This is a genomic window from Vibrio sp. 704, assembly GCF_033339295.1.
In genome coordinates this window covers 1-820 of the sequence record NZ_JAWOUH010000277.1, presented here as the reverse complement: position 1 = coordinate 820, position 820 = coordinate 1, and the positions used below count along the sequence as shown (strand labels likewise).

Below are 820 nucleotides of genomic sequence, written 5' to 3'. Positions count from 1 at the left end.
GCTAACATTTTATTGATCGAAAGTGCCTTCCGTCGCTTGTAATTGTTCAAGCGTTGGATACGATATAACCAAAGCCCAGCCGCCTAACACGGCGACATTCCTATAAATATTTGTGGGCACTTCAGGATACTTTACTAATTATGTTTCGCTTCGCTATTCCTTCACCGTTGATGACTGACTGGCAACACGCTCTGCAGCAATGCTGTGATGCCACTCAAGCTCAGGGACAACTTTATACCCTGAGCTACACCAAACAATGGCTATCCAGTGAGGTATCCACCTCGCCACAAAATCACCGCGCCATCGTGGCGATGATTGAGCAAAACTGCGCGCAATTTTCCGCGCCGCACTTTGACGTAGTTTGCTCACAATTTGATGATGAAAACCTGAGCCTGTGCCCAGTATGGCTACCGAATGAGGAGCTGTTTGCCGTTGTGACGTTGACGCACTCAACGCAGCAAAAGCAAACCGTTTCTGCGTGGCTGAGCGCACTGGCAGGCCGCATCAGTTTTGATGTTAGCCAGCATTATCATCAAGAGCTCAAACGTCATCACTCACACGCCAACAAGCCACTACCAACGCTGCAAGAATTCATCGATTGTCTGGATGACCACATCTGGATCAAAACCACCGATGGTCTGTACGCCATGACTAACCGCAGCGTGGAACAGGCGTGGAAAAAGTCTAACGATGACATTGTCGGGAAGAACGACTTTGACCTTTTCAGCGCCGAGCGCGCGGAAAAATTCATTGATGCCGACCGATTAGTGGTCGCTACTGGCACACAGAACATCGTTGAAGAGTGTCGCCAAATTGATGA

General features: G+C 49.0%; 1 pseudogene. It reads left to right on the top strand.

Features of this window, described 5'->3' with window-relative positions:
* Positions 1-140: 140 nt before the first annotated feature.
* Positions 141-820, top strand: a pseudogene (locus R7R24_RS25910) (GGDEF domain-containing protein); the annotation flags it as partial.